Origin of the sequence: Pontibacter silvestris (assembly GCF_020907275.1) — a bacterium.
In the GTDB taxonomy this organism is placed as follows: domain Bacteria; phylum Bacteroidota; class Bacteroidia; order Cytophagales; family Hymenobacteraceae; genus Pontibacter; species Pontibacter silvestris.
This window is the reverse complement of the sequence record NZ_JAJJWI010000013.1, coordinates 113,079-137,049: the sequence shown is the minus strand read 5'-3', so window position 1 is coordinate 137,049 and position 23,971 is coordinate 113,079. Positions and strand designations below refer to the sequence as shown.

The window sequence follows — 23,971 nt, the reverse complement described above, 5'->3', positions numbered from 1 at the left end:
GTAGCAGAAATAGTGCTTTTGAGAAGCATCTTTAGAAGATCGCTTCTAATCTTTTGTAAGTTCTTACGTACAAAAAGCTATGAAAAGAAACAGAGTAGGAAGCATAATGCTTATGTCTGCTGCGGCCCTTACTACCATAGGTGGGTTCCTGGCAGACTGGAACAAAACACATTTGTTTAACTCTAAATGGACATCACATGCCAAGTTTCACGATGCAATGACCATTCTTTTAGGTTCAATGCTAGGGGCAAGCGGACTGTACCTTTTACAGAAAAGAAATGGAGACCAGCAGTTGCAGCTTGAGTTAGGTGCTTTACTACCTGCGGCTTTCTGGGCAGCACAACTAGGAAGCTTTGCCTTTCCAGGAGCAAAGGGGATAGAAGCTGAATTCCCTAAGCGTGTGCCTGCACTAGGTCCTGTACGGTTGAATGAGGCACCTGTAAGCTTGCTGATGCTTTCTGTGATAAGTGTTGGATACGCGCTGCAAATGAAAGAACTGAAATAACTGGAGTTTCATTACCAAGTGTAATTTGCTCAGGTCAGTTACTTGTTCTTATTCAAGACTTACTTATGAGGGCATTATATTACCATGTTATTAATAAGTAAAACTGACTTCCCCTTATGTAAAACTTATCCTCTATGTGATCATACGTAATGAAATAGAACCCTCCTTTTCAAGCAGCTTTTGCTAAAATTAAACTTTAAATTTTTTTAACCAAAAGGACCATTTTCAACAAAGCATTACCACATTTCTTTCTTGAAGTCTGCTTCAGGAAAAAACATTAAAGCCCTCTATTACCTGTCCCAACTAAAGAATAAACAGAAGAGGTAATCCCAATTTGGGATTACCTCTTCTGTTTATTCATGAACAGGATTTATAATTTTTATAAGATATTGCTATTCATGCATATGTTCTTTCTTGTCATTGAGAAAACACCCATTCTAGATCTTTTAATCGTCTGATTCTTCTCTATTTACCCTTAGGGAATCAACAACAAAGTTATCTATACCTTTTAATCCAGTTTAAAATCTATTCTAAAACCGCTTATTCATATTGCACGGCATGCACATTAATAATCTTTATACATCATTTTATATATATGAGTTAAGCTAGGTACAGTTTTTATTAGAAGCTGTACTATAATAGAAAAGGTCTAATGTATGGCTATACAATATGCAGACTGCAGACAGTCTTGAAAATATCAGCTAATAGGTACTTCTATTAAAGCATTAATGAATTAAAGTGGAGCAGGAAAGCCTTTTGCCTGCTTAGTTTATGTTTAAAGTATGAACACAGCTAACATAGGCGCTGATACAGCGCTAAAACATGATAAAAAAACTGACATAGGCATCATTGAGAATACATATATTATAGATGATGATGCCATCAGTTCTTTTCTCACTGAAAATGTTCTTGAAGGATTTTCTAAAAACCTGAAGAGCTTTTCTTCAGCTAAAGTCGCTTTGGAGGAGATTTTTGCTTTTGAGAAGGCCGGGACATCCCCATTCGCTATTTTCCTTGATCTGAACATGCCTGTCATGGATGGTTGGACCTTTCTTAACGCAGTCGCTCACCAACATGAAAGCTTTAAGAAAAGATGTAAAATAGTTATTCTATCATCTTCAATTGATAAGGCAGAATTGTGCAGAGCGAATAAGAATCAACTTGTGCTTTGCTTTATTTCCAAACCACTAGATGAAGCCGGGGTTGCTACTGTTAAGGCCTTATTAAGCGGAGAGAAACATGATTCTGCCAACTATTCCTAAGCTCTATTGTCACAGTAAATAATATGTCAAGTTTTAAAGAAAGTAAAATAGAAGACTTTGCTTTTGATTTCCTCAAAGAGTATTATGCAGCAAGACATAGTACTGATTATTTATTTGTTGAAAGGAATCTGCAAACTAAGCGAGGAAATCAGGTTGATGGCATAATCGCATGCCATGCAAATGATGATAGTCATTTCATATCCTCTATCCATTTGCGGGGTTCGGATCGGCTGGCAAGGCTTCTTACCAACTACAAGAAGAATGGCCTTGGCAAGCTCCGCTTCTTAACGGCACTTCTTGTGTTTGCTACAGCATTCTTCTTATTCAGGGAAATGCAATCGCTGTTGTTTATGAGTATAGTACCTGCGGTTACTGCTCTTTTGGTGTTCATTATTCACTCTTTACTAAAGGAGCGTCTATTACAGGAAAAAGTTAAGAGTATCGTAGATGAGCTTCGCAAACAACCTGCGGACGAGCAGTGGCTGGGCATCTCTATCAGTAGCTTGTGCTTTCGCAACAACAGTCTGGCAAAATACCTGCTGCAATTATGTGAGAAACGGGGTATTGGTGTAATAACTGTAGGAAAACGTGCCAGAGTAGTACTGATGCAGAGGCCACGAACTATAATTTGTCGTAGAGGTGATTTTGTTTCTCATTATAGTCCTGAAGATAAAATTAGGCAAGCCCTATTGAACCAAACTTACTTAGTTGTAGCTTAAAACATCTCATTACTAGCTTACGGTCTTATCAATACCAAAGGAGCACCATAATTACTATTGGTGTTCCTTTGGTACTGTACCCCTTAAGCAAATCCTCCGTTTGCTCCAATATTCTGCCCACTTATCCAGCTGCTCTCATCAGAAGCCAGAAAAGCAACTACCTGTGCTATATCCGTAGGCTGGCCTATACGGCCCAAAGCTGCCATGGACGCAAATCGCTTAATGTCATCTTCTGATTTACCCTCTCTGAAAAATTCAGTGTCTACCGGGCCTGGAGAAACAGAGTTTACAGTTATTCCTTTAGAACCCATTTCTTTCGCAAATACGCGTGTCATTTGCTCTACTGCCGATTTGGAGGAAGAGTAAGCAGCATAGGTAGGTATCATCATACGATTGACGGATGTGGAGATATTGATTATTCTGCCGCCCTTTTCTAGCTTGGTCGCAGCCTCCTTCATGCAGAACATCACGCCTTTAACATTTACAGAGAACACTTTGTCGAAGTCTTCTTCAGTTATGTCTTTTACCAAACGGTACAGGGCAACTCCAGCGTTATTTACTAAAATATCTACTTTGCCAAAATGGCTTATACATTCATCAAATAACGTTGTGATTTCTGTTGGTTGGCTTACGTTTGCTTTAACAGCATAAGCTTCACCTCCTGCATCTGTAATCTCTTTTACTACTTCCTCTGCCTCACCAGAACTTGATGAGTAATTTACTACTACCTGAGCTCCTTGCGCTGCCAGTTCTTTTGCAATAGCTTTACCTATGTTCCTGGAGGCTCCAGTTACTATAGCGACCTTACCTTGTAATTTTGTCATTTTGTTTATTCGATCTTTTACTATGAGAAAGCGGCAGGTATAACTGTGCTTTAGCTACACCGCTGCTTCTTTAAAAAAAATATTACTGTTCCGGGTAACGCCCCTGCATAAGCATATCTACCATCCAGTTCGGGTAGGTTTTACCACTATCACTTACATTATTAAGTTCTTTTAACTCTTCATTGCTAAGCTGAAAAGTTGTGGAATGGATGTTTGATTGTAACTGCTCAGCTTTTTTAGAACCTATTATAGTACTTGTTACCCCATTTTGCTGGCGCACCCATGCCAGGGCTATTTCGGCAGCGGATACATCATAATTCCGGGCGATTTTCTTAAGCACGTCAATTGTATTAAATGCCTGCTCTTTGTCAATAATGGGAAAGTCAAAGTTGTCTCGACGCGACTCTCCACCAGTGTTAGTTTGTTCCCGGGTATACTTGCCAGTCATAAAACCTCCTGCTAAGGGGCTCCATGGCATAAAGGCAAGATTCTGGTCTTCTGCCAACGGTAGTAAGTCTCTTTCAGAATCTCTGTTGCCGGTGGAGTAGAAGTACTGCATAGCTTTAAACTGATGCCAGCCGTGTTGCTTAGCGATACCAAGAGCCTTCATTACCATCCAGGCAGGCCAATTACAAACACCTACATATCGTACCTTGCCAGTCATCACTACATCGTGTAAAGTATGCACAATCTGCTCAATAGAAGTAGCAAAATCTACTCCGTGTACATAAAGCAGGTCTATGTGGTCCATTTGGAGGCGCTTAAGACTATCATTAACCGATTGAAATATATGATAGCGGGAGAGTCCTTGTTGGTTAACACCTTCCCCCATTTTCCCTCTTACCTTGGTGGCTATTACAAGATCATTTCTGTTGATTCCCTGCTGTTTTATTCCTTCACCCAATAGTTGTTCTGATTGGCCGAAGGAGTAAACATTGGCTGTATCAATAAAATTAATACCTGCATCTATTGCAATTCTTAATAGGTTGTTTACTTCTTCCTGCTGCTGCTTGCCTATGTTTTCCCATGTGCTGCCTGTTCCTCCAAAAGTCATGGTCCCGAAGCAAAGTTCTGAAACCAGCACGCCTGTATCGGCTAATAAGTTGTATTTCATAGTTTTTAAATTATGGGTTATAACATGTGTTCCTTATAGTTCTTCAACGACAGCCCGTTTATAAAGATTTTTGCTCATTACAGATCAGGTAGAATAGGGCAATGTCAGCTTTATAAATTAGTGTAAAACAAGGGCATTAAGTCTTTGGCAATAAATCTAAATTTAATGACCTGCCGGAGGCGAAGCATGTAGCACTGGGGAGTGGAACTACTGGATATACTATAGGAGTATTCTTACTACTGCATCTGTAAAAGAAATCTTCCAATAATTTACTGGTATAGTAGAAGCTGTTTCCACCCAAACATTATGCAGGAAACAGGGAATAAATTTGTAATTGAGGGAGAACACCTGCTTTGTCAGCTACGGTGCAGGGAAACTATATTTACCTAGTTAACCCGAGGGATAAAAATCTTTACAAGGTAAAGACTTTAAGTACAGAGCTTTTAGAGTTTAGCTAAAAGCTTTTTGTTTAGTGAAGAGGTTTAACCTTCAAGCAAAGCAATTAACTTAGCAGCACCTTTCTGAGCTTCTTCAATTAGCTGTGTCGTGTCTTTTTCTTTGATAACCTCCACTGTGAGCTTATCAGGAGAAAGGTTCTTTTTATTCTCCTTGCTGAGGTCAGCGGAAATAATGAGCTTAAAATTATTTTTGAGCTTGTAGTTCTCCTTATTTAAAAGAGATTTCAGCTCTTCCCAGTTGTAATCTTTAAGCTGATCAACTGTAGTGAACCGAAGTTCAATATTATTGAGATAAGCTTTATCCCCTTTTGAGGTAACGGAGCCCGACATAGACGATTGAGCAAACCCTGCACTACAGAAAAGAGAAAATACGACAGCAACAAATAGTTTCTTCATGTTATGCATTTTTAGTTAACTGATTCTGATGGTGCTTAGTAGTTTTGATGTTACAAAGCAGCATCTGTAAGCATAATTACTTGAATGCCAAACCTGAAATTTGTTCTTACTATTGCTAGTAATGAATCATTAAATTAAGTAAGCGTTATCTGAAATGCAAAAAATATAGAGAAGAATCCATAAAGTTGCTGAGGCTACAGTACTTTAAGACCTTCTGAAAGAATGCTGTGTCTGTTTGAGAAAACCTTTCAAAGCAGAAAGCAACAACATTTCGTGCAGTTGCTTTCTGTGTAGGTTAATCAGCAGAGGCAGCCTATTTCAATTGATAGGTATTGTTTGATTTGTTGCTATCTGGCACAAAAGTACCACCAAGTTCTACTTTACTGATGACTTTATCTGCTTTTAAATTCAGCATGATAGTTTTATTACCTTTCTCCCATACCGATACATCACGGTGCAGCGTTGAAGTGGAACTATCAGTATAAGTAATAGTTAAATCTACAGGCACAGGTTTGGAACCAACAGAAGTTACGGTAACTACATAACCATTTTCCTGTTCCTTAACGTCAGAAATCGCCAGATCCGGGTTACCTTCGTTAAAGAACCAGCGTTGCCAGAACCAGTTCATATTGCGACCAGCCCCTGTGTTCATTGCGTTAAAGAAGTCGTAAGGAATCGGGTGCTTGCCATGCCACTGTTCAATATAAAAATGTAGTGCCTTGGTAAACAATTCATCTCCCAGCATGTCTTTTACATAAAGGTAGCCCAGGGCTGGCTTTGGGTAAGAGTTCAGGAACATAGATGTGCCGCGCAGCTGTGTAGTGAGTGTTGTTATAGGTAAGTCAATCTCTGTTCCTGCCAGGCTACCGTAAGGAGCTACGCCATAATCATCTGTTATAGCAGGGTCTATAATAGGAGAAACTGTCCACTCGCCTATAGTGGCCCATCCTTCATCCATCCAGCCATATTTGGTTTCGTTTATGCCCATGTAAAACGGAAACATTGTATGAAATATCTCATGATCTGTTAGCTCAATGGTTTCCGCCCGATCCTCTAAAGGATTATCATTTACCATCATCGGGTACTCCATCTGGTCTAAGCCATCGAAAACGCTAATGTGAGGGTAGGGGAATGGCCATTTGGGAAAAGAGTAACTCATGGCTTCCACTGTTTTACAGCCAAAATGTATTACCTCCTCAAAGTCTTTATGCTTTGGGTTAAAAGCTACATCTATCCTGGTTCTGCGTTTTGTTTTCGGGTCTACAACCAGGCTGGTTGATTGCCATAAATAGTGGTTGCTGGTAGCAAAGGCAAAGTCTACTATATCTTTAGCCTCAAACTTCCAGGTGTTGGAAGAACCTGAGGCTGTAATCTTGTTTTGTTTCAGGTCCGTACTGTCTACGATGGAAACAATACCGTCTTTCTTTTCAGCCTCCTGCAGGCGCTTTACATATTTTTTTTGCAGTACGTCAGAGGCATTAGTCAAATTACCTGTTGCCCAAACAATAAAGCCTTCAGGCACCCTTATTTCTGTATCAAAGTTGCTGAAGTCGTTGTAGAACTCCTCGGAGCCGCTGTAGGCATATTTGTTCCAGCCATCTATATCGTCGTAAACCGTAATGCGTGGGAAGAAATATGCGACAAAATGAGCTCCTTCGTCTACTTGTCCGGTCCGGTTGTGCGATCCTTCATTAAGAGTATAATTATAAGAAACAGAAAAAGTCATTTTCTGTTTCGGAGGCAAAGGTTTTATAGTAACAGGCATGTTGGTGCCCATAATTTGCAGCTTGCTTACATCTACTGCCTGCTGGTTCATAGATAACTTTTGTATTTGCACGCCCTCCGAAACATCCTCAGGTGCAATGTTACTAGACCTTTCAACTCCCCTTTTGTACAAGTTAGGGTAAAGCTTGAACCATACTTGCTTTAGTGTATCGGGGCTATTGTTAAAGTAGGTAATATCTACTGTTCCAGCCAGTTTCCTGGTGTTGGGGTCAAAGTTAATTTTAATGATATAGTCAGCTGTGTTTTGCCAGTAGTTCTGACCTGGCCTGCCATCGGCAGAGCGTGTGCCTTTTTCGTATGCTGGTTGTATGTTGCGGGGTACAGGCAGTTGCTGCTGTGCAAAGCTGTTAAACCCAACAGCCAGGAGCACAAGGCTAAGGAGTCTTTTTGTTATCGTCATGGAAAGCTTGGATAGCAATAGGTTAAATAAGATGATAAATGAAGAACGAATATAGCTTAATCTTTATTTAACAGAATTAATTCTTTTCCTAAGCAGAATGAAGTTTAACTTGCAACATGAAACGCTTCTTAATCTTTTTATCAGTTTGTATGTTGTCTTCTGCAGCTTTTGCGCAGGTAGACACTACACAGAAGGTGGTTCCCGGAAGGCGGAACAGCCCTGAACAGGAACAAAAGCCATATGTTATTCTTATTTCTGCGGATGGCTTCCGGTACGACTACGCCGACAAGTACCAGGCCAGGAACCTGCAGGCACTAAGGGCGCAGGGTGTAAACGCAGCTTCAATGATTCCTGCTTTTCCCTCTAAAACCTTTCCTAACCACTATTCTATTGTGACAGGTATGTACCCAGCCACACATGGCCTGATTAACAATTACTTTTATGATCCGCAACGGAAAGAGGCTTATTCTATGGCTGACAGAAACAAAGTGGAAGATGGAAGCTGGTATGGAGGAGTTCCGCTTTGGGTGCTGGCAGAGCAGCAGCAAATGCTGAGTGCCAGCTTCTATTGGGTTGGCTCCGAAGCTCCGGTGAAAGGTATACGTCCAACATACTATTACCAGTACAACGAGCTTATTCCATTTGAGGCTAGGATACAGACGGTGGTGGATTGGCTGAACCTGCCAGAGGAAAAACGACCTCATCTGATAACATTTTACATGTCAGAGGTAGACCATGCCGGCCACCGTTTTGGACCGGATGCCTCGGAAACAGAGAAGGCGGTACAGGAACTTGATGAGCAGGTAAAGCAACTAACAGATGCGGTTGCCACTACAGGTCTTCCTGTTAATTTTATTTTTGTTTCTGACCACGGCATGACAAAGATAGATACCGATAATACCTTGGATTTACCAGCAGCTGTGGATACAGCAAAGTTTATGGTTTCTGGTGGGGGAATGGTCGTGGAGTTGCATGCGAAGGATAAAAGCAACAAGAAAGAAATCAGTGCTACGTATAAGCAGCTGAAAAAAAAGGCTAACAACTATAAAGTGTACACCAGGGATAATTTGCCAAAGTACCTGCATTACGGTACGAAAGATGATGTTTATAAAAGAATCGGTGATATTATGTTGCTCTCAGACTGGCCTACAGTGTTTCATTTCTCTGATCGCAAACCATCTCCGGGCACGCATGGCTATGATCCTTACCAGGTGAAAGACATGCACGCTACTTTTTATGCCTGGGGGCCGGCTTTTAAAAAAGGAATAGTGGTACCTTCCTTCAAAAATATTCAAGTTTATCCTTTGGTGACTGAAATTTTAGGACTGCCCTTTACTCATGAAATAGATGGAGATAAGACTCTAGCAAAAGAAGTGCTGCAATAATTTAAAGTTCTGTCCACATAAAAGAAGCCGCTAAACATTAGTTTAGTGGCTTCTTTTATGTGGAAGTTATATTGGTGACTGATTCTATCTTCCAGGTAAATATATCTGGAAGCCTACAGCTACAGCTAAACCAGCAGAAGATTCATCAACCTCAATATCAGCATGGGATCTTACATAACCCAAGGTGCCTTCTAACGCTATGTTGCTAGCAACAAAATGTGCGTATCCAGCTCTAAGGCCATAAACTGCTGAAACACTGGAGTCGTCTTCACTATCCTTTGTGGAGCTACCTCCAATACCTGCTAGTATTTCGCCAAACCATCTGTGTGTTGGCGCAGCTCCCTCTGGAAAGTAGTAACGTGCAAATGGAGTGATACCATATCTGAAATCTTCACCTCCGTCATAGGAAGAAAATCCTAGTTGCACCTCAGCACCAATTGCTGCATTGTCGCTGACAAAGTAACCCGCTCTAGGATCTATTTCAATGTCAAATCTGTCTGACTTAAAATTAAAGCCAATGTTTCCTACACTAGCACCTACCATCCAGTTGCCTTGCTGAATTGCATCTCCGGCTACTGAAGCAGTTGATTGTGGTCTTGGTAAATCTTGTAAGTCTTGCCCAATTGCACCAAATACACCTGCAAAAATAAACGATGTAATTAATAGTAATCTTTTCATAGTTCTGTGTTTAAAATAGTTGCACATAAAAGGTCTGTTATTACCTTGCTGCATTATTGTGCTATTTTAAACGCTAATGAATTTTAATTGTTTGCTTTTTACTAAATACTATCATATGAAAATATAATCAACTATAGAAATAGATTATTGCTGTTAAAGTAGCTGCTAAGGTACAAATGAAGCAAAACGGGTTTTTGTGCAAGTAAAATATTAGTACTAAGATATTTGTATGCCTGTCACTAAAGCTAAGACAAAAAAATACAATTCTGCTGTCGTAAATTTTATCTGAGGAAGTAAGTGATAACTTAATTTAGAAGGGGGAGGCTTTTGTGCTTGTTTGTGTTTAAGCTGAGCATAAAACTAAACAAGCACACTATACCTATGTAGTTGTTGTCCTTGATTGATAGGAACAGTTCTTTAACTTTCAGCTACAGTTAGCCAGGAAAAGTTTATGCTTCATAAACTTTGTCCATTTCTGCAACAGTCACTTGCCAGCCATACGTTTCTTCAATTTTGTGCTTTAGTTCTTTTGTTGCTTCTTCTTCACCATGATTCAAAAAAAGTTGTTTAGGCGCTTCTTTAAGATCCTTTAGCCACCAAAGAAGATCTCCCTGATCAGCATGGGCTGAGAGGGAGCCGATCTGACTTATTTCTGCATTAACTTCATAGTTCTCACCATCTATTTCTATAGTAGCTTCGCCGCTGCTGAGTTGGTTTCCCCGCGTGCCCTTAGCTTGGTGGCCTACGAGGAGCACTGTGTTCTTATCATCCTTTAAAAGGTGCTTTAGGTAGTAGAGCACACGCCCGCCGGTTACCATACCGCTTCCTGCTATTATAATTTTGTTTTTTGGCCCGTTCTCATCCAGAACAGTTAAGGTTTCTCCAAAGCTGCTGATTATGTGCACGTTTTTTGTCAGGTTCTCACATTCGTCGTCAGACAGGTTGTGCCAGTCCCGGTACTCTTGGAACACTTTAGTTATGTCTATTCCCATTGGTGTATCGAGGTAAATAGGAATAGCCGGAATATTTTTTTCATCAATAAGGTTGTTCAGAAGCATGATAATTTCCTGGGCGCGCTCTACAGCAAAGCTTGGTATTACCACAGACCCTCCTTTTTCAAAAGCTTTGTTGACCACTTCCTGTAGTGCCTGGTATGGAGAAATGCTGTTATCGTGCAGCTTATTGCCATAGGTAGATTCCATAATAATGTAATCTGCTTCCTGTGGCCGCATGGGAGCGTTTAATATCAGGGGCATTCGCTGACCAATGTCGCCAGAAAAAACAAATCTTTTTCCCTGGCACTCCAGTTCTACTGTAGCAGAACCAAGTATATGCCCGCTTTTAATAAAGCGGAATTTTACTTCTTCATTCAAGACAATCCATTCTTTGTCAGCATATGTTTCAAAGAGCTGCAGTGTACGGTTTACGTGTTTTTCCCTGTATAGCGGCTTAAGAGGCTTCCTGGCTTGGCTACGTCTTTTATTTGCTTCCTGGGTATCTTCTTCCTGAATTTTAGCACTGTCATGAAGTATGGTTTCTGTGATAGACTTACTGGGAGTTGTGGCATATATGGGCCCCGTAAAGCCTTTTTTTACCAGCACCGGCAAGTAGCCACTGTGGTCGAGGTGCCCATGAGTAAGTATGATGGCATCTACTTCGGAAGGCTTAAAGGGTAGCTTTTTAAGCTTGTTCAGCTTGCGTTCAGGCTTGTTGCCCTGAAACAGGCCGCAATCTATGAGTATTTTGTACTTGTCTGTTTTCAGAAGTGTTTTAGAGCCGGTAACGGTGCCGGCTGCTCCTAGAAATTGTATTTGAATGGAAGCGTTTTCTTTTGCCATTAAAGCAGTATTTGTTTAAAGTTTTTTACCTGGTGCTTTACCTTTAGTGGGTGCGGAAAGTAAATACGTGCTAAAGTTTCTCCTGGTCATTCATTCAGAGCAGTATTTTCATCTATTATATAAGTTGCTAGGCCTGAAACTCACCTATTGATTGTTTTGGTAGCACTAAAGAGGCTTGCATCAGCGTGTTTTGCCATTTCATCAATACAAGACATCTTACCTTAAGTGCTGCTGTGTTGAATATTAATTAGAAGATGGTAAATCATTATAAAAGCAGCGTTTAGGTATTTATACTTAGTTTATAGAGTTAAAATACTTAAATGCAGCTTTTTGCAAGTGCCGATAAAATGGTGTGCGTAAGTATGATTTAATGAGAGCGCTTTAATTTTGTGCTCAACAAGTCACACTAATTTTTCAGCAAACATGAGTACTAAGAAATCAATATTCCTGATGATAGGGTTGGTTGCACTTGCCGGCATTATTTACATGGTCATAAAGTTCAAAAGTTCAGATAAGGAAGTAGCCGATTATGTAGTACCTGAGTTACAGGTTGCCAACATGCAGGTTACAAATCTTACTGCAAACAAAGCTGAAATGAACATGAGCATGGTAATGGACAATCCTGCTCCCGTGGGTATTAACATTGACAGCCTGCATTATGTTATTTATATTGAAGATAATGAAGTGGCAAGAACGACTTACCCGGATTCTCTACAAATTGAAGCTAATGACACCACTGCTTTTTCATTACCTTTAACTGTTTATTACAATAAGCTTCAGTCTGTGTTAAACAACCTGGAGGAGCAGGGGAAGGATAGCGCCAACTACAGAGTTAATGCAACAATATTTACTGACATGGCTATCATACCTAAAGATAAGCTTAACCTGGATATTGAGAAACGCTTGCCTTTGGTACGTCCACCTGAAATAGAAGTAGCAGATATCGGTGTTGAAGATGTTGGCTTTTCTGGTGCCACACTAAAAACGGAGATTATTGTAACAAATAAGAATGCATTTTCTTTCGGTTTCAGGGATATGTATTATGCCGTACAGCTCGATAATAACGAATCGGTGGAGGGAAGCAAACCAGGTACTGTCAACATACCAGCAAAAGGCTCTACTAGCGTTACTATTCCTGCTGAAATTAATTTTAAAGAAATGGGTAAGAACCTGATTGACCTGATCAGGAAAGGAGACGACATCCAGTACAGTTTTAATATGAATACTGAGCTAATATCTGATTCTGAAGTGCTGGAGAACAGCAAAATAAAGCTCAGTTCTTCAGGCAAACTAAAATCAGCCGTTAAAGCTGCTAAATCAGTTGCTGAAGAAAATTAACTAAAAGATATCAATTTTCACCTGATAAACTACAAGAGCTTCCTTTAATTTAAAATACCTGCTTAAATGTAAATACCAATAGAAAAGCCCACCTTATATGCTGCATATAAGGTGGGCTTTTCTATTGGTATTTACATGGATACTTACTGGTGAAAAGGACATTTAGCCGCTTTGGATGTTGTAGCACCAACAACTCCTGCAGAATCAAGAGAAGGCTTGTCTGCTGTTGCCCTTACCTGACTTATGATAAACCTGCTTACTGGTATAGTAGGCATTCTGGACAAGCTCATGTCAAGGTCCTGATTCGGTACTCTGTATTCCATTGCTTTTGTCAGGTAGTTAACAGCAACCTTCATGGCTTCAATTGTAATCCATTCCCCAGCGCAACGGTGTCCGGTCATATAGTCGCCTCCACCTTGAGGTATAAAATCAAAGGGGCTTCCATCCCAGTCTCTGAACCTCTCCGGTGAAAAAGCATTGGGGCGCTCCCACAGTCTTTCGTCGTGCAGAGTACCATATACATCTAATAGCACCATTGTCCCTTTTTTAAAGTGGTAGTTTTGCCACTCAAAGTCAGTGCGAACATGTGCCCCTAACACTGGTGTAAAAGGATAGAACCTGCGAACCTCCTGTACAAAAAGCTCAGCATAGTTGTCTTCATCTTCTTTAAGAATCTGGCGGTGTACCGGGTACTGATGCAAGGCTATAGCAGCAAAAGTTACATATCTTGCTATGGCAACGATAGGCCTCAGTACATTCATCAGCTCCACGGTAGCCATGTGTATGTCCAGTAGCTCACCATTTATGTCACGATGCCAGGCCATAGCGTGAGCAGCTGTACCCTCTCTCACTTCCAGTTTCCCTTTTCTAATATCTTTGATAACTTTACCTATCCACTTTTCGCCTCTGCTTCGAGCCCTTTTTCCTCGCCAGTGTCTTGGACCTACAGCGCCAAAAGCATCAACCATGTACCCGAAATCTGCTGCTCTTCTTCTAACCTTCGATTCCTTTAGCGGAACATCGGCCCATGCACAGGCTGCCCGGCATATGAGGTCCTGCACTTCTTTGTAAAGAACTACTTCATCCATCTCTTCCCACTTATAGATGGATGTTTGCCACTCATCGGCCATTATGCTCATCAGGTTGTTTATATTCTCCTGAGTCATTAACGACATAAATAACTCCTTCCTGCGTCTGTGCTCGGGACCGTCCATCGTCTGGATGCCATTTTCACCCATCAGTGTTTTCTGAATCCGTTTAGGAATAGCGTTCTTGCGCTCAAAAAGCTCCGGATTATAAAATATTTCTGCAGCTTCCTGCCCGTGTATGCACACAGCTTTTTGCCCTAAGAACCTGGTTCTGAATATATCAGAATCATAGTGGCGGAACTTCTCCTGAAGGAGGGGATAGCCATTCAGCAGTAATTTTAGTGTACTATCCAGGTCTTTATCACGTGGGATGGGTGTCGTCATAGCTTTGAAATTTTTGGATGTAGTTGAATATTTGGAGTAACTCTACCTGAAAATTCAGCAGGGTCATATTTGACCAATAGAGGCAGGCAGAACAAGTTATCATAGATCAGCCTTTACTAATTACGGGCTACCCTAGTTGGAGTTACTGTTAAAGTGCAGTATAACTTTTAATATTAAAAAAATAATTATCTAAAGCTGTTGTAAAAGATTATTAAATTGAAAGTCACTTTTAGAGATCTGTATAAAGGATGCCTTTTACCAGATGTTGCGTAATTTGAAGCTGTGGTATTTTGAAGTGATGTAGCCCAGATATTCAGTAAAACGGATACCAAGAATAGCGCTTAGATAGCAACGGAACTACATTGATATCTAAGCGCTTAAAGTACTTGGCTTAGTACAAACTATTAAGGTATACTATTTATGTGCGGTGAAATTTTCTTTCATCAGATGATTATAGTAATTAACAAGCAGAATGTAGCTTGTTGGCTTGTGTAGCTGGAAATCGTAATCATGCATAAACTGGTTCATCTCCTCCTCCCGATCTGCCATTAAAGGGAGCACCTGCTTTCTGAAATTTTTAATTTTTGTCAGCTCCTTATTATTTACAATGTAATAGTTATAAGTGGCATTATTTTGTGCCTGGCTTGTTGCCAAGAGATTTGAAAGGATTGGTATTATATATTTTTTGCGGGCCATACGTGATGTTTTACTTCTCCTTGCTAACACAATCTCTCCATCTATAACTATTTCATAAAATTCCTTTTGACCTGGTAAGTCATTAAGTTTCTGTGTTAAAGACGTAAAGGTACGGGTAACGCCCATTTCCTCATCTTTAAAATTAAATGAACGTACTGTCTGGGCTGTGAAGGCTTTTGTTATACCTGCATCTTTATAAAAAAGAACGTCTAACTCATTGTCATAATGTACTTCTCCTTTTATCACATCATCATCAAGAAAGACTGTTCCCTGCTGCCATGCTTGAGGTACATTATCGGCCAGTGCAGGTATGCTTAACAAGCTTAATAAAAGCATGTAGTAGAGGTGTGATATATAACGTTTCATATTAATATGCTTGAAATATTATTTTTTATTGAATTATCATATTAATAATACAGGTACACATTAAATAAGTTGTAATAAGTGTATGTTATTTTTAAAGCTGATAAATTATTAAATTAATAATTTTCGATGCTAAATGTGGTGAAAGGTAGAAATTTTGATAAGGGTTCTGAAATTGGGTTTATGTATTGTATAATATATTTCTTTAAATCATAATTAATTATTAATATTTATATGATCCATCTGTCATTCTTTCAACAATAATGAAAATTGACTATGCATTGTAACCTATACAATATTCAAAGATAAATTGTCTATAATTAATATTATTGCTAACACATGTTAGGGGTGAGCTAAATCTTATCTTGTGCATTCACTTTGGGTAGAATAATAATCAAAGTGCTTTGGCCGCTTCGGGTGGGTACACAACTTAGCTGTCTTAAAAGTAAATCTTGTAAATAAAAACCGCTTATCTATAGTTACAAAGCATGATTGTAACTATAGATAAGCGGTAGAATATAAGTAGCTTTCGCTCTGTTAGAATTTCTTATTTCGATTCCGTGAACCAGCTAGAAACGCAATGGCTGCACCAAGCCCTGCGACAGCAAGGGTGGCGACAGCAGGATGTTTCTGAGCCTGTACGTATACACTGCCTGAGCGTATCCAACCCACATTAGTTCCACGTTCATGCATGCCATAGCCTGGTTTGTACAATGCATTGTCCTCAACATCGCGTGAAGGACGGTTTGCCAGTTGTGTAGGATACATAATCACCTCCATAACTTTATCCATCAAACGAGGAGATATAGCTGCCATTACCGTGAAGAACTTCGACTGGAAACCGACAAACATATCTCTTTTAGGGGTTGCGGCTGCATAAAGTATCGCATCTGCTACCGTATCAGGCACGTAAACCATGCCCCGGTGTTCAGGCTGTCTGTCCATATAGCTTCTTGCATGTTCGTTGTAAGGAGTGTCAATTCTTCCCGGATGGATCAAGGTCACAGAAACAGGGGCTTTATCTTTCTCTAGCTCCATACGAAGGGCATCCGTCCAACCATGCAGGGCATATTTAGAGGCCGAGTAAGTGGACTGAATAGGAGCAGCCCTGTTTCCAAAAAAGCTACCGACATTTATAACAGCACCTGGGCTACCTCGCTTAATAAAATGATTTGCCGCAATACGGGAGCCATATACCACGCCCCAGAAATTAGTGTCAAACATGTGTTTCATATCCGGAATGGAAACGTCAAGGCAATGCCCAAATATAGAAACTCCTGCGATGTTTGCCCAGGTGTCGAAACCACCAAAGGTGGCTATGGCTGCTTCAGCAATACGCATAACATCTTCTTCTATTCCAACATCCGCGCCTACAAAAATGGCCTGCCCTCCGTTATGGCGGATTTCCTGTACCAGTTTGTCCAGAGCATCCTCATTTCGTGCTGCCAATACAAGTTTAGCACCTTCTTTTGCTGCCATTCGGGCAGTTGTTAAACCGATACCACTTGAGGCACCTGTTAAGACAATAACCTGTTCCTTTAAAGGTTTAAGTTTGAGATTCATAGTTTATAATTGATTTGTATTAAAAAAATGAAGTGAGGGTGATTGGTTTTACGCTTGGGGCTTGCTGAGTAACTTTTAAACACTGAAGCTAACTTAGCATACGAGCCAGTCTCAGTAAGGATTATCAGATAGAATATTTAAAGCCGGAATAACAACCAGAGCAGCAAATCATCCTTAGCTTGAAAGTTGTTTTTGAAATCATAAAGCAGGTTCTTTCGTATTGCATTTCTAAATTTGGATACAGCCAAGGAATCCGCTTAACATTTACAGGTAAAAGTAGCCTAGATATAAGCTATCTTCACGCGGCGTACCTGTGAGCTTTAGCAGATGCTGAAGCTGATCTGATGAACCTTATGGAAAATATAGAAAGTTTTTTTAATGATTTAGGCCCTATTTACGCTGCACTGATTGCCACTGTGTTTACCTGGTCCGTAACGGCATTGGGTGCCGCAATGATCTTTTTTTTCAGGACGATGAACAGGTCATGGCAGGACGTAATGTTAGGCTTTACAGGAGGAGTGATGCTGGCGGCAAGTTTTTGGTCTTTGCTGAATCCAGCCATAGAAATGTCGGAAAGACAATATCCGGATATGAGCTGGATGCCGGCAGCGGTAGGATTTACGGCTGGCGCATTATTCATTTTCGTACTGGATAAATTCGCCCCACACCTTCATATCAATTTTGAGCAGGAGGAAAAGGAGGGGATGAAAACAAAGCTCCACCAGACGACACTGCTTATACTTGCTATCACACTTCATAACATACCTGAAGGGCTGGCAGTGGGAGTGTTGTTTGGCGCTGCGGCTAACGGCACAGACGGAGTGTCTGTAACAGCTGCCATTACTTTAGCCTTGGGTATAGGATTACAAAATTTTCCGGAAGGCTTTGCTGTTGCCATGCCCTTACGTCGCCTTGGAGTCAGTCGCCTGAAAAGTTTCTGGTACGGCCAGCTTTCTGCCATTGTAGAGCCTATTGCTGGGGTGTTGGGTGCTTTTGCAGTTGTATATATACAACCAGGGCTGCCCTATGCCTTAGCCTTTGCTGCCGGAGCCATGATTTATGTAGTGGTGGAAGAGGTCATACCTGAAACGCAGCGCGATAAAAACACCGATGTAGCTGTGCTTGGCCTTATTGGTGGGTTTGTGATAATGATGGTACTGGATGTGGCTTTCGGTTAATAAGCAGAATTTCTTTAAAGGGGGCTTCTTTAGCAGAGAGATAAATTCATTTTTATATCTATAGTTGAACAGAGTTTAATTGTAGTAAATAAACCTTTTAATGGCTCTGCCACTCCTACAATAAAAGTCTCTTCTCTTTACACCTAAACTTTTTCTCACCGTACCCAATAGAAGAACATTAATGTTAAAACATGAAAAAGCTAGAGAACAAAGTTGTTTTTATAACCGGTGGTAATTCTGGTATTGGTAAAGCTTGCGCTATAGAAGCAGCTAAAGAAGGGGCAAAAGTTGTGGTGGCCGATTTACCTACTGCAAATCATGATGAAACTATGAGTGAAATAGGGGCACTTGGAGTTGAGTCTAGCTTTGTGCCGGTTGATGTATCAGATGTAGAAAGTGTGAAGCAGGCTATAGACACAACAGTACAGAAGTTTGGAAGGTTAGATGTGGCACTGAACAACGCCGGGATTGGTGGTCCATACTCAGGCATTCATGATATGGATGAAAAAGTATGGGAGAAAATTATCAGCATCAACCTGAACGGACAGTTTTATTGCATAAAATATGAGCTGCAGCAGTTCCTTAAACAAGGCGGCGGTGTTATAGTAAACATGTCCTCTCTGGCAGGCTTAAAGGCAGAACATGGACTTGCACCTTATACAGCGTCAAAACATGGTGTGTTAGGCTTAACAAAGAATATAGCCGTGCAATATGCCGATAAAAATATACGCGCTAACGCTATTTGCCCTTATTATATTGACACCCCTTTGCTAAGTGTTATACCTGATGAAATCAGGCAACTCTGGATTGAGGGTACACCGGCTAAACGTTTGGGTAAAGCAGATGAGGTGGCGAAGTCCTTTATTTTCTTTGCCTCTGATGATTCTACTTATTGCAATGGAACGCACTTGGCCATTGATGGTGGCGCTATTGCTTAACAGTCAGGTAGTTTAAGTGCTGAATTAGCCTACTGCTTTTACTTGGTTTCAAGGTAGTTGATTTATAATTAACAATTGGCCTGTATGCACGTAACTTATTAATATACATTATTTTGTAAATTAAAGAACAAATACATATGAATAATTACGTTTTGCTATACCGTTTTGACGAAGAGGAGTCTGTGCAGCAATTTGAGGATGCAATTGTCAAAGAGTTTCCCAGGCACCAGGTAGAAAAAGAAGGAGAATTTAAGTATTTCGGTTTTGCTGGAGAGCCTGAACCTGGCGTAGTAGATAAGCTCAATACTATTCTTACTTCCATGGGCAGAGGGCGTAATGGTTATTTTGGTAAAACAGAGTATGTAGCACTTTATTTTTCCAGAGAGAAAGACAATGACAATATCAAACGCCAGTTATTGATTGGAACGGAAGAGATGGTAGATGAAGATGCGCAGAGAATGTCGAATGATGCTCACAGAGACAGCATTCAGAATCTTCTGGAGTTTAATTATCTGAAAGTTTAACTTCAAAAATAATGAGAACGAAAACAGCAAAAGCAGGCATTTTTACCTGCTTTTGCTGTTTTAAAACACATTGGCTTCAGTTGCTGATAGCTCATGATCGCTGAGTTGAGTATTCTTTTTAAAATGATGAGATGGCGTATTATAGTCTCTCAATATTATATTCTAAAATAAAAGTAACACATGGAAACTAGAAAGTTAGGAAAACAAGGATTGGAAGTGCCTGCCCTGGGCTTAGGCTGTATGGGTATGTCAGACTTCTACAGTAACCGCAACGATGAAGAGTCTATTGCCACCGTACACAGAGCTCTAGACTTAGGAGTTACTTTCCTGGATACTGCCGATATGTATGGTGTTGGGGCTAATGAAGAATTAGTTGGTAAAGCCATCAAAGGCAGAAGAGATAAAGTAGTCTTAGCTACTAAGTTTGGTAATGTAAGAGACAAGGATGGCACCTTTTTGGGCATAAACGGTAAACCAGAATATGTGAAAAAAGCTTGTGAAGACAGCTTAACGCGTCTTGGGGTAGACCATATTGATCTCTATTATCAGCACCGTGTAGATAAAGATACACCTATAGAGGATACAGTGGGTGCCATGGCTGAGTTAGTGAAAGAAGGTAAGGTTCGTTTCCTGGGCTTATCTGAAGCTTCAGCTAATACTATTAAAAAGGCACACCAGATTCACCCTATTTCGGCCTTACAAACAGAATACTCTCTCTGGAGCCGCGATGTGGAAGATGATGTGTTGCCAGCTTGCCGTGATTTAGGCGTTGGCTTTGTCCCATACAGCCCGCTGGGCAGAGGCTTCCTTACCGGTCAGATCAAGAGCTTTGAAGACTTAGCTGAAGATGATTACAGGCGCTTCTCGCCGCGCTTCCAGGGAGAAAACTTCCAGAAGAATATAGATCTGGTAAAGAAAATTGAAGAACTGGCTGCCCAGAAAGGATGCAAACCAGCACAACTGGCACTGGCATGGCTGTTGGCTCAGGGCAACGACATAGTACCAATACCAGGCACAAAGCGAAGAAAATACCTAGAAGAAAACTTAGGAGCTCTTGAGGTTTCGCTTTTTCAGGAAGAGTTACAGCAAATTGACGAAATTGCTCCTAAAGGAGTAGCTGCAGGAGACAGGTATGCGCAGGCGCAAATGTCAAACCTGAACGTTTAATCACTGGTCAAAAGAAAATGACTAAATTTTCTTTTGACCAGCTTTTTATCAAAGAAAGTTCAATTTTGTTTTTGCAGAGCAAAACATGAATTTTGTACCGTCTCTGAACACGAATACCATAGGCTATGCCGGAAAGAGGATAAAGTATCTCCCGGCATAGCTTTTTACTCTACAGGAATGAAAAGAATTGTTGTTGTGCTCTTTACTTTGATTGTAAAAAGTGCTTTTGCGCAGACACAAGCCGACATGAATCATCAAGTGTATGCCGAATACCAGAAAGCAGACAATGAGCTTAATGAGGTGTACAAACAGCTTTTAGTTGAATATAAGACAGATACTGTTTATATAAATAATCTGAAGGCGTCTCAAAGAATATGGATTAACTTCAGAGATGCAGAACTGCACATGAAGTATCCGGAAAGGGAAGCTGGGTATTATGGCTCACTACATCCAATTTGTAGTACAAGTTACCTTGCAGAGCTAACCAAAGAAAGAACAAAAAAGCTCAGGGAATGGTTAGCTGGCGCAGAGGAAGGCGATATTTGTTCAGGTTCAGTCAGAATAAAGGAATAGAAACCACAAGGCAACAAAAACTAGCAAGTATTAATGTTGCCTCATGGCAAAGCTGTCAACGTAGTTGAATTTAGTATAAATTACATTCCCTGCTGAGAAGCGTAGTCAGTTATAATGCCCTCACAAATCCAGTTAGCCAGAGCCTGTCGGTTGTTCGGAATTACGAAACGCCTTTGGTCCAGATCATTTCGAATGTTACCCAGTTCGATGAAGACAGTAGGAGGGTGGCTATGCTTTACAACATACAGGCTGCTGCGTTGCGAAACATTTCCCGAATAATCCCGGTTGGGTTGGTGTCGATTATAGTTGTTTGTAAAAGTCTGGTGTATTGTTTCAGCCAGCTTTTGCCCCAAAGGGCTGTTTTCGTGATGGTAAAAGAAAACATCAATGTTCTGGCTTTTGCTACGGCTATCTACATGAATGGCTAACATGCGCTGGTAAGCTCCTTTATGTTGCGCATAAAGTTTATTGATGGCATCAGTGCGCTGGCGAAGCCTTTGGGTGTGATTATATGCTATAGGTTGGTTTGGGTAATTAACTTCATCTGTATTCATTTTCAGTATGTTTTCATCCCGTATACCATCTTTGGGGTCTTGTACAATCATATACACTGTGGCCCCGTGTTCCATTAATGTGCGGGCAAGGCGTATGGTTACATCATAAGCATATTCATCTTCGGCAAGCTGGTAAGAACCATATTTACCTACGGCCCCTGGATCTGGTCCACCGTGTCCGGAAGAGAGGTAGTAAACAGCACCTCTTAATTGCTGGTCTTTTATGTCTACTCGCTCATACTTATTTCCAAAAAGAGGAATATGCAGTAATTTAGGGGAGGCTTTGCTGGCTGTTGCTGATGGCTCAGCCTTTACAGCAGTAGTAACGGCGCTTGCAGGTATTGGAAGCCGATAAATTTTACCTATGTAGAGGCTATGGTCTTTCCCTAACTTGCCCTTGTTCAACTCTAAAAATGCATGAAGATGCTCTGAAGGGTTAAGTCCATACCTGCGTAATAAAACATAAACCCCATCCCCCGACTTAGCAACAACTTCCTGGTAAGTACTTTGGGCATACGCCTGTAATGATGTAATAATCAGAATCAGAAGAAATAAATATGTTCGCAAAACCTTAAATTTTAGCTGCATTTGATATTATTTCCGGCGATAGTAATAAAAAAAAATGATCGATAAAAGAAAAGTAAGGCACTATTCGTGTCCTGTTGAGTTTAAACGTGCTGTTCGTCTTCTTTAGTACCAACTTACTAGTTAATTCAGTTTGGGTTATTTTGATGTTAGCTATAAGAGAACTTTTTGCTTAAGATATTCAACTATATCGTATTGTAATAATATAATTATAAAGAGTGATCAATTTGTATGATTTTACAAAATGATTATGCGGTAAATACTTATACTGATTTAAAAATTAAGTATTTAATGTGCTGTTATTTATGGTTTTATATTATCAAGTCTCGTAAAAAAGGATTGAATAATACCATAATTAATTTTACAAGCTATGAAAAAGAACTGGATTTCTTTGGTAACTGCAGGTTTATTAATGTCGTCAGTGTTTGTTACTGCATGCGATGATGACGATGATGATCCAATTGCAGGTACTACAACAGGAACTACTACGGGAACTACCGGTACCACAACTGGAACAACAGGAACTACTACCGGTACTACTACAGGAACTACCACGGGAGGCACTACAACTGGAGGTACTACTGATGGGGGTACTACAACGGGAACTACCACGGGAGGTACTACTGATGGGGGTACTACAACGGGAACTACCACGGGAGGTACTACTGATGGGGGTACTACAACAGGAACTACCACGGGAGGAACGACTACTGGTGGAGGTACAACAGGAGGTTGATTAATTATCTTTTAAGCAGTAGTAAGAAGAGGGGGTAACCCCTCTTCTTATTTAACCTGTCGAATAATCACTCTAGATAATTTATTCCTATACAAATAAGTATTCCCAGATAAGTTTTAGTAACAATGAGCTAAGCATCATAACTTCCATTCATTTTGTGCCAGGTCTGCTTGTTTCTTCCTTCTTCACTGGGATAAAGTGTCATAACCTTATCCGACTGCCAAACTTGTTTACTGTCTAAATCCATTATAGAAAGGGCTCCTGTAAAGGCTGCGCCAGTATCCATCATTATGATTTTGTTCATTTGTAATGGTTTTGTTTGGTGTTGGTCTAAAGATATGGTGGGTGTATGACCCACATATATTTCTTTATAGTCTTTTATGGTAAAGGGACTGTGCTGCGTGTATAACTTATAAAATTTTCTGACAAAGCTTCTGTTCCAGATCAAATCAGTTTTATCATTTTCAGCTATTGGTAAACTGGTATCGAAACCCGCATGTACAAACAAAATATTATCTTCTGTTACATGATAAGCTTTGGCTTTACGAAGTAAGTCTAAATGTTTCTGTGGCATAGGTTTAGTTATACCATATGATTTTACAGTTGCCGCACCACCTTGCGTCAGCCATAACTCTCGTTCTGATTCTTTGCTCTGCATTTTACCTGTATAAAAGCTTACTACCCATTCATCATGGTTTCCCAGCAGGTAAACAAGATTCTTAATGCTGAGCAACAGCTCTAGGCTCTCCCGTGTTTCTGACCAACCGTCCACAACGTCTCCAATAAAGAAAAGCTGATCCTTATTTATATCAAACTCACATTTTTCTAGACACTGTATTAATGCTTTGTAGCCTCCATGGCTATCTGAGGTAACAAATCTTCTCATTGGTCTATCGTTAATTTAAGCTTTTACTACTTAC

The 23,971-nt window shown here is 40.3% G+C and carries 22 protein-coding genes; 11 read left to right on the top strand and 11 right to left on the bottom strand.

What is annotated here, in order from left to right:
- The first annotated feature begins 79 nt into the window (after positions 1-79).
- The 3 genes from LN995_RS13390 (at position 80) to LN995_RS13380 (ending at position 2,486) form a co-directional block, all read left to right on the top strand.
- A complete protein-coding gene (locus LN995_RS13390; protein ID WP_229961592.1) occupies positions 80-505 on the top strand; it encodes a DUF6640 family protein in 426 nt (141 codons plus the stop codon).
- Positions 506-1,287: 782 nt separating this feature from the next.
- Positions 1,288-1,767, top strand: a complete 480-nt coding sequence (locus LN995_RS13385) for a response regulator (protein WP_229961591.1) — start codon at positions 1,288-1,290, stop codon at positions 1,765-1,767.
- Positions 1,768-1,790: 23 nt separating this feature from the next.
- A complete protein-coding gene (locus LN995_RS13380) occupies positions 1,791-2,486 on the top strand; it encodes a hypothetical protein (protein WP_229961590.1) in 696 nt (231 codons plus the stop codon).
- Between the two features lie 83 nt (positions 2,487-2,569).
- Here the strand turns inward: LN995_RS13380 and LN995_RS13375 are convergent, their stop codons facing one another.
- From LN995_RS13375 to LN995_RS13360, 4 genes are all read right to left on the bottom strand, one after another.
- Positions 2,570-3,310 carry an SDR family oxidoreductase gene (locus LN995_RS13375; protein WP_229961589.1) on the bottom strand — a complete coding sequence of 247 codons (741 nt, stop codon included), beginning with the start codon at positions 3,308-3,310 and terminating at the stop codon, positions 2,570-2,572.
- 82 nt (positions 3,311-3,392) lie between these two features.
- Positions 3,393-4,424 (bottom strand): aldo/keto reductase, encoded by a 1,032-nt coding sequence (locus tag LN995_RS13370; RefSeq protein ID WP_229961588.1) that lies wholly within the window; start codon positions 4,422-4,424, stop codon positions 3,393-3,395.
- 482 nt (positions 4,425-4,906) lie between these two features.
- Positions 4,907-5,278: a hypothetical protein gene (locus LN995_RS13365; protein ID WP_229961587.1), complete on the bottom strand. Its 372-nt coding sequence runs from the start codon at positions 5,276-5,278 to the stop codon at positions 4,907-4,909.
- 313 nt (positions 5,279-5,591) lie between these two features.
- The gene (locus tag LN995_RS13360; RefSeq protein ID WP_229961586.1) at positions 5,592-7,463 is read right to left on the bottom strand and encodes a M1 family metallopeptidase; all 1,872 of its coding nucleotides are present in this window, start codon (positions 7,461-7,463) and stop codon (positions 5,592-5,594) included.
- Positions 7,464-7,579: 116 nt separating this feature from the next.
- Between LN995_RS13360 and LN995_RS13355 the strand changes: the two genes are divergently transcribed.
- Positions 7,580-8,848, top strand: a complete 1,269-nt coding sequence (locus tag LN995_RS13355) for an alkaline phosphatase family protein (protein ID WP_229961585.1) — start codon at positions 7,580-7,582, stop codon at positions 8,846-8,848.
- An 84-nt stretch (positions 8,849-8,932) separates the two neighbouring features.
- Here the strand turns inward: LN995_RS13355 and LN995_RS13350 are convergent, their stop codons facing one another.
- Both LN995_RS13350 and LN995_RS13345 read right to left on the bottom strand, forming a co-directional pair.
- Positions 8,933-9,526, bottom strand: coding sequence for a hypothetical protein (locus LN995_RS13350; RefSeq protein ID WP_229961584.1), 594 nt, complete (start codon positions 9,524-9,526; stop codon positions 8,933-8,935).
- Between the two features lie 449 nt (positions 9,527-9,975).
- Positions 9,976-11,364 carry an MBL fold metallo-hydrolase RNA specificity domain-containing protein gene (locus LN995_RS13345; protein ID WP_229961583.1) on the bottom strand — a complete coding sequence of 463 codons (1,389 nt, stop codon included), beginning with the start codon at positions 11,362-11,364 and terminating at the stop codon, positions 9,976-9,978.
- A gap of 423 nt (positions 11,365-11,787) precedes the next feature.
- Between LN995_RS13345 and LN995_RS13340 the strand changes: the two genes are divergently transcribed.
- Positions 11,788-12,702 (top strand): LEA type 2 family protein, encoded by a 915-nt coding sequence (locus LN995_RS13340; RefSeq protein ID WP_229961582.1) that lies wholly within the window; start codon positions 11,788-11,790, stop codon positions 12,700-12,702.
- 143 nt (positions 12,703-12,845) lie between these two features.
- Here LN995_RS13340 and LN995_RS13335 read toward each other — a convergent pair whose 3' ends face one another.
- The 3 genes from LN995_RS13335 to LN995_RS13325 all read right to left on the bottom strand — a co-directional run bounded on the left by LN995_RS13335 (position 12,846) and on the right by LN995_RS13325 (position 16,796).
- Complete coding sequence (locus LN995_RS13335) at positions 12,846-14,174, bottom strand: cytochrome P450 (protein ID WP_229961581.1); 1,329 nt, start codon at positions 14,172-14,174, stop codon at positions 12,846-12,848.
- A gap of 414 nt (positions 14,175-14,588) precedes the next feature.
- Positions 14,589-15,236, bottom strand: coding sequence for a hypothetical protein (locus LN995_RS13330; protein ID WP_229961580.1), 648 nt, complete (start codon positions 15,234-15,236; stop codon positions 14,589-14,591).
- Positions 15,237-15,770: 534 nt separating this feature from the next.
- On the bottom strand, positions 15,771-16,796 hold the full coding sequence (locus LN995_RS13325; protein ID WP_229961579.1) for an SDR family oxidoreductase: 1,026 nt from the start codon (positions 16,794-16,796) through the stop codon (positions 15,771-15,773).
- A gap of 353 nt (positions 16,797-17,149) precedes the next feature.
- On the opposite strand from LN995_RS13325, the gene LN995_RS13320 reads away from it, so the two are divergent.
- From LN995_RS13320 to LN995_RS13300, 5 genes are all read left to right on the top strand, one after another.
- Positions 17,150-17,974, top strand: coding sequence for a ZIP family metal transporter (locus LN995_RS13320; RefSeq protein ID WP_262910484.1), 825 nt, complete (start codon positions 17,150-17,152; stop codon positions 17,972-17,974).
- Positions 17,975-18,165: 191 nt separating this feature from the next.
- Entirely contained in the window at positions 18,166-18,912 is a 747-nt protein-coding gene (locus LN995_RS13315) for an SDR family NAD(P)-dependent oxidoreductase (RefSeq protein WP_229961577.1), read from the top strand.
- Positions 18,913-19,049: 137 nt separating this feature from the next.
- Positions 19,050-19,436, top strand: a complete 387-nt coding sequence (locus LN995_RS13310) for a hypothetical protein (protein ID WP_229961576.1) — start codon at positions 19,050-19,052, stop codon at positions 19,434-19,436.
- A 180-nt stretch (positions 19,437-19,616) separates the two neighbouring features.
- Positions 19,617-20,603 carry an aldo/keto reductase gene (locus tag LN995_RS13305; protein WP_229961575.1) on the top strand — a complete coding sequence of 329 codons (987 nt, stop codon included), beginning with the start codon at positions 19,617-19,619 and terminating at the stop codon, positions 20,601-20,603.
- 177 nt (positions 20,604-20,780) lie between these two features.
- Positions 20,781-21,176 carry a lysozyme inhibitor LprI family protein gene (locus tag LN995_RS13300; RefSeq protein WP_229961574.1) on the top strand — a complete coding sequence of 132 codons (396 nt, stop codon included), beginning with the start codon at positions 20,781-20,783 and terminating at the stop codon, positions 21,174-21,176.
- Positions 21,177-21,256: 80 nt separating this feature from the next.
- On the opposite strand, the gene LN995_RS13295 is transcribed toward LN995_RS13300, so the two are convergent.
- The gene (locus LN995_RS13295; protein WP_229961573.1) at positions 21,257-22,297 is read right to left on the bottom strand and encodes an N-acetylmuramoyl-L-alanine amidase family protein; all 1,041 of its coding nucleotides are present in this window, start codon (positions 22,295-22,297) and stop codon (positions 21,257-21,259) included.
- A 467-nt stretch (positions 22,298-22,764) separates the two neighbouring features.
- Here LN995_RS13295 and LN995_RS13290 point away from each other — a divergent pair, with 467 nt between their 5' ends.
- A complete protein-coding gene (locus LN995_RS13290; protein WP_229961572.1) occupies positions 22,765-23,055 on the top strand; it encodes a hypothetical protein in 291 nt (96 codons plus the stop codon).
- Positions 23,056-23,181: 126 nt separating this feature from the next.
- On the opposite strand, the gene LN995_RS13285 is transcribed toward LN995_RS13290, so the two are convergent.
- Positions 23,182-23,937 carry a metallophosphoesterase gene (locus LN995_RS13285; protein WP_229961571.1) on the bottom strand — a complete coding sequence of 252 codons (756 nt, stop codon included), beginning with the start codon at positions 23,935-23,937 and terminating at the stop codon, positions 23,182-23,184.
- Positions 23,938-23,971: the final 34 nt, after the last annotated feature.

What these genes read in the sequence shown, in the direction of transcription:
- LN995_RS13290 (WP_229961572.1), top strand. Translation starts at nt 22,765, where the DNA reads ATGATGATCCAATTGCAGGTACTACAACAGGAACTACTACGGGAACTA.
- LN995_RS13375 (WP_229961589.1), bottom strand. Translation starts at nt 3,310, where the DNA reads ATGACAAAATTACAAGGTAAGGTCGCTATAGTAACTGGAGCCTCCAGG.
- LN995_RS13305 (WP_229961575.1), top strand. Translation starts at nt 19,617, where the DNA reads ATGGAAACTAGAAAGTTAGGAAAACAAGGATTGGAAGTGCCTGCCCTG.
- LN995_RS13385 (WP_229961591.1), top strand. Translation starts at nt 1,288, where the DNA reads ATGAACACAGCTAACATAGGCGCTGATACAGCGCTAAAACATGATAAA.
- LN995_RS13310 (WP_229961576.1), top strand. Translation starts at nt 19,050, where the DNA reads ATGAATAATTACGTTTTGCTATACCGTTTTGACGAAGAGGAGTCTGTG.
- LN995_RS13345 (WP_229961583.1), bottom strand. Translation starts at nt 11,364, where the DNA reads ATGGCAAAAGAAAACGCTTCCATTCAAATACAATTTCTAGGAGCAGCC.
- LN995_RS13325 (WP_229961579.1), bottom strand. Translation starts at nt 16,796, where the DNA reads ATGAATCTCAAACTTAAACCTTTAAAGGAACAGGTTATTGTCTTAACA.
- LN995_RS13380 (WP_229961590.1), top strand. Translation starts at nt 1,791, where the DNA reads ATGTCAAGTTTTAAAGAAAGTAAAATAGAAGACTTTGCTTTTGATTTC.
- LN995_RS13355 (WP_229961585.1), top strand. Translation starts at nt 7,580, where the DNA reads ATGAAACGCTTCTTAATCTTTTTATCAGTTTGTATGTTGTCTTCTGCA.
- LN995_RS13365 (WP_229961587.1), bottom strand. Translation starts at nt 5,278, where the DNA reads ATGAAGAAACTATTTGTTGCTGTCGTATTTTCTCTTTTCTGTAGTGCA.
- LN995_RS13340 (WP_229961582.1), top strand. Translation starts at nt 11,788, where the DNA reads ATGAGTACTAAGAAATCAATATTCCTGATGATAGGGTTGGTTGCACTT.
- LN995_RS13390 (WP_229961592.1), top strand. Translation starts at nt 80, where the DNA reads ATGAAAAGAAACAGAGTAGGAAGCATAATGCTTATGTCTGCTGCGGCC.
- LN995_RS13315 (WP_229961577.1), top strand. Translation starts at nt 18,166, where the DNA reads ATGAAAAAGCTAGAGAACAAAGTTGTTTTTATAACCGGTGGTAATTCT.
- LN995_RS13360 (WP_229961586.1), bottom strand. Translation starts at nt 7,463, where the DNA reads ATGACGATAACAAAAAGACTCCTTAGCCTTGTGCTCCTGGCTGTTGGG.
- LN995_RS13285 (WP_229961571.1), bottom strand. Translation starts at nt 23,937, where the DNA reads ATGAGAAGATTTGTTACCTCAGATAGCCATGGAGGCTACAAAGCATTA.
- LN995_RS13335 (WP_229961581.1), bottom strand. Translation starts at nt 14,174, where the DNA reads ATGACGACACCCATCCCACGTGATAAAGACCTGGATAGTACACTAAAA.
- LN995_RS13320 (WP_262910484.1), top strand. Translation starts at nt 17,150, where the DNA reads ATGGAAAATATAGAAAGTTTTTTTAATGATTTAGGCCCTATTTACGCT.
- LN995_RS13350 (WP_229961584.1), bottom strand. Translation starts at nt 9,526, where the DNA reads ATGAAAAGATTACTATTAATTACATCGTTTATTTTTGCAGGTGTATTT.
- LN995_RS13330 (WP_229961580.1), bottom strand. Translation starts at nt 15,236, where the DNA reads ATGAAACGTTATATATCACACCTCTACTACATGCTTTTATTAAGCTTG.
- LN995_RS13370 (WP_229961588.1), bottom strand. Translation starts at nt 4,424, where the DNA reads ATGAAATACAACTTATTAGCCGATACAGGCGTGCTGGTTTCAGAACTT.
- LN995_RS13300 (WP_229961574.1), top strand. Translation starts at nt 20,781, where the DNA reads ATGAAAAGAATTGTTGTTGTGCTCTTTACTTTGATTGTAAAAAGTGCT.